3 protein-coding genes are annotated in these 4,104 nt (G+C 45.0%); all 3 read left to right on the top strand.

Annotated elements, in window-relative coordinates; translation table 11 throughout:
• Positions 1–10 precede the first annotated feature (10 nt).
• The gene (locus tag AAFP11_RS29800) at positions 11–1,447 is read left to right on the top strand and encodes a transposase (RefSeq protein ID WP_341740251.1); all 1,437 of its coding nucleotides are present in this window, start codon (positions 11–13) and stop codon (positions 1,445–1,447) included.
• 787 nt (positions 1,448–2,234) lie between these two features.
• Positions 2,235–3,065 carry an HpsJ family protein gene (locus tag AAFP11_RS29795; protein ID WP_341740250.1) on the top strand — a complete coding sequence of 277 codons (831 nt, stop codon included), beginning with the start codon at positions 2,235–2,237 and terminating at the stop codon, positions 3,063–3,065.
• A gap of 198 nt (positions 3,066–3,263) precedes the next feature.
• On the top strand, positions 3,264–4,104 hold an 841-nt coding region (locus tag AAFP11_RS29790; RefSeq protein WP_341740249.1), incomplete at its 3' end, for a glycosyltransferase family 2 protein.

Below are 4,104 nucleotides of genomic sequence, written 5' to 3'. Positions count from 1 at the left end.
GGGCGGATGGATGACGAGACCAACAAATCCTGGTAAAATAATACTAACAAAAAACGGCAATTCAATGAAGGCGACATATCAGTACAAGTTCTATCCCGACACTAATCAAAAGCTAGCTCTCAACCAATGGCTCAGAATTTGCCGTTATTGGTACAATCGCCAATTGGGAGATCGTTTTGATTGGTGGGAAATGAACCGTACTGCTATCAATGCTTGTCCCTTAAAAACCAGTATTGCGACTCCCAGAGAAAAGCCTAACTACTACTGGCAAAAACAACAGTTACCCATTCTCAAAAAAGATTTGGTTAAAGTCTTTCATAGTGGTGAGTTATTAGACTTTAAGCAAGTCGATTCAACGATTCTGCAAGACGTTTCCAAACGAGTCGAACGAGCTTTTGAGAGGTTTATTGTCGGTGACAGCAAAGGTGGGCGATCGGGTAGACCCCGATTCAAAACTGAAGCCGACTACCGAACAATGACTTTGGCAACGGCTAGGGACGATTGGATTAAATTAATTCGCAAGAATTGGATTTACATTCGATTGCCAAAACTAGGGGTAATAAAGGTGCGGATGCACCGCACCATCCCCGATGGTTTAACCATTAAACAAGTGAGTGTCACTAGGAAAGCCGACGGTTGGTTCCTCCAATTAATACTTGAAGACACTTCTGTGCCTGAATTGACACCGGATAAAATTGCTCCCACTTGGGAGAATTCAATCGGTTTAGATGCAGTATTACACGAAGATGTTTATCTAGCGACATCTGAGGGTGAGAAATTACCTTCCCTCAAGCCACTCCGAAAGAATCAAGCTAAATTAGACCGCATTTCCCTGAAGCGGAATCAACGAAAAAGAAGGTCTAAAGCCCGACGAAAATTGGCAAAAAAAGAGGCGAGACAGCATCAAAAGATTGCGCGTTCTCGCCAAGACTTTCATTATAAAACAGCTCACAAATTAGTCAGAACGGGAGCTAAGTTCTTCTTCCATGAAGACTTAAACCTCAAAGGTTTAACTAAAAGAAACAAGGTTAAACAAGATGAGGATGGGAAATATTTACCCAATGGGCAATCCGCTAAATCTGGATTGAATAAATCCTGGCTGGATGCAGCTTTTGGGCAATTTTTTACGACGCTGAGCTACATAGGAGAAAAAACTGGGGCAGTCGTCGTTTCACAAAAACCTGCTTACACCTCAATGCTTCTGTGTTATCGGAATGAAATGGTTTTCACCGACTGCAATATTCGAGAGTATTGGGACGAGCAAAATTCTTTGATGGTAGATCGCGATCTTAATGCTGCGATTAACCTAAAAAGACTGGGGTTGGACATTTTCCCCAGTATAAAACGCCCTAGTGGGAATCTTTCTATAGTTGGTTCTATGGATAACAGTACCATCAAGGAAATCTTACATACCCTTCATCGGGCTGTTAAGAAGCCCACATCATAATCTGTACTCAGATTTGATGTGGGAGTATGTCACTAATTAAATTCTCGGTAAATCTAGATAAACTGTCAACTGCCGTTAACCCCAAAACACCTAAATTATCGTCCTGCGTGGATTATTTTCGACACCACCGCGCCAACGCAAGCTAGTTAAAAGCTGCTGGAACCGTAAGCGTCGAGAACACCTCTGTACGGAAACCGCAGTCAAGAACAATCATAAAAAAGTCGAGCCTGGTGTCGCAACGAGCTCTTTTGGTGGAAAATAACTTAACTTGTGCAACAAAATCTATTCAACTACCGCCTTGAATCTAAGGGTGTAAAATTATCCAACAGGAATTCTCTGTTACGCAAGTCTCACGATACGCTCCCTCGCCAGAGCCATCAAACCAGCCGTACTGACTAACCTCCCGTCTTAACTGACTAGGTTCTTTGAGTCAATACACCCGCTTGATACCTAGCTAATCCAGGACTTACGCATTAGGCGCAGGTAAGCGTGGCAACCACGGGGGGATTGCCCCTACAAAACACTCTAGGTAGATCGATAGCGTAAGTCCTGTAATCAAGAGATCTGTTGCTGCTGGTTCATAGTCTGCTATGTAACAGAGACCTTGCTTTGGGCCCCTAAAACTGTCATCACAAAGGCGCGCTCACATCACTCCGCAAGGGAGTAGGCCCAAAGGTGTGAGGGGTCAATAACCCTCCATTCTGCTATTGACTAGGCGGTTCCCACCGCTGGTGTCACTTTCCTCTTGGATCTAAACTCCCTCGTTTCCCACTTACCGCATATTTGTATGAAAGCAACTAATAGCCGTCAATTTTCTTCTGTAGCCGCTCGCACTCTCAAAGTAGTGGGGATTATCTTGATTCTCTCTGCTTTGCTCGACTGCATTGTGCTGTCACTACCGGGAGAAACCTCCGACATTCTCAATAGAGGGTGGCAGTTGGCTGCGGCAACTCAGATAGTTGACCGGGGAATTATTCCTTTAATGGGTATAGCCCTACTGATGACTGGCTTTTGGGTGGACAGCAGCACTGGAGTCTCCATCGAACGCCAAAATATTTGGCTGGATTTACGATTCTGGGCGCTGTTAGTTTCCAGTTTGCTAGGCCTGATTTATCTGTGTCTGGTCCCACTTCATCTCAACAATACTCGTTTGGAACTCAAGGAGGCTCTTGTTCAAGTCGATAGAGAAGCCGGACAAGCTGAGGGTCAACTGGAAGCCCAAATTAAAAGCGATCAGTTCAAAGCTCAGATAGAACAGCTTAAAAGCCAGCGCCGCAGTCAGATAGCAGCCCTGCTACAAGATGAGGGAAAAATGGCACAAGCACTCAAGAGTCCAGAGGTTCCCAAGGAATTGAAAGCTGTGCTTCAGGAGTCAAAAAATGACCCGAAGGCCCTAGACAAATTTCTGGAACAGCAAGCTCAAGAACTTCCCAACCAGGCCCGCAAAGAAATTCAGACTCGTAAGCAACAAAAAGAGAAAGAGTTGAGAACTCGATCGAGAAATTCTAGTTTGCAGACGGGCATCAGCAGTTTACTCTTGGCGATCGGTTACATTACTGTTGGTTGGACTGGATTGAGAAGCATGGGGATTCCTCGGTTCGGCCGCCGCAAGAGTTGACCAGCCAACAGCGGGGATCGCGCGGGTCGAGACATCTCTAATAAATATTTGATGTGGTTAATATAGCAACCGCTGAGGCAGTTAGGACGTTGTTAATTGCTGAAACCATTGATTCTCTTGCATTTGCACATCGCTCTTGTGCCGAAATCCATCGGACTTCTTCCTTCTGCTATGGTTTGCCCTTACTGAAAGCTGGGAATGTTCTCAATTTATATTCTGACTTACAACGAAGAGATTGATATCGCCGCTTGCATTGAATCGGCGCTGCTTTGTGACGATATCATTGTGGTTGATTCTTTCAGCAGCGATCGTACCCTTGAGATTATCCAGAGCTATCCAGTCCTCTTGGTACAGCACGCTTTTGAAACTCACGGGCGTCAGCGGACTTGGATGTTGCAAGAAGTTCCCTGCAAGTACGAATGGGTTTATATCCTCGAAGCAGATGAGCGGATGACACCTGCACTGTTTGCTGAATGCCTAAAGGCGATCGAAAGTCAAGAATATATAGGCTATTACGTCGCTGAAAAAGTAATATTTATGGAGCGTTGGATTCGCCGCAGCACTCAATATCCCCGCTATCAAATGCGCCTGTTTCGCAAAGACAAAGTGTGGTTTAGTGACTACGGCCACACGGAACGGGAAGTTTGCAATGGTCCGACTCACTTCCTGAAGGAAACCTACCCTCACTATACTTGCAGCAAAGGTCTTTCTCGCTGGATTGAAAAGCACAACCGGTACTCGACTGACGAGGCTGCCGAAACCCTCCGTCAACTAGAAGCCGGTCAAGTAAATTGGTGGGATTTATTTTTTGGAGCCTCAGAAGTGGAAAGACGCCGTGCATTGAAAGATTTTTCTTTGCGCTTGCCTTTACGACCAGTTGTGCGCTTTTTCTATATGTATATTTTACTAGGCGGATTTCTTGACGGTCAAGCGGGATTAGCTTGGTGTACGCTGCAAGCTTTTTATGAATATTTAATTTTGCTGAAAGTTTGGGAAATGAAACATATGCCACTGCCAAATTTAGACTCTGCGAAAGAAG

Source organism: Microcoleus sp. CAWBG640 (assembly GCF_020883015.1).
Classification (GTDB): Bacteria; Cyanobacteriota; Cyanobacteriia; order Cyanobacteriales; family Microcoleaceae; genus Microcoleus; species Microcoleus anatoxicus.
Note: the sequence above shows the minus strand (reverse complement) of the source record. Positions and strands in the feature narration are given on the sequence as shown.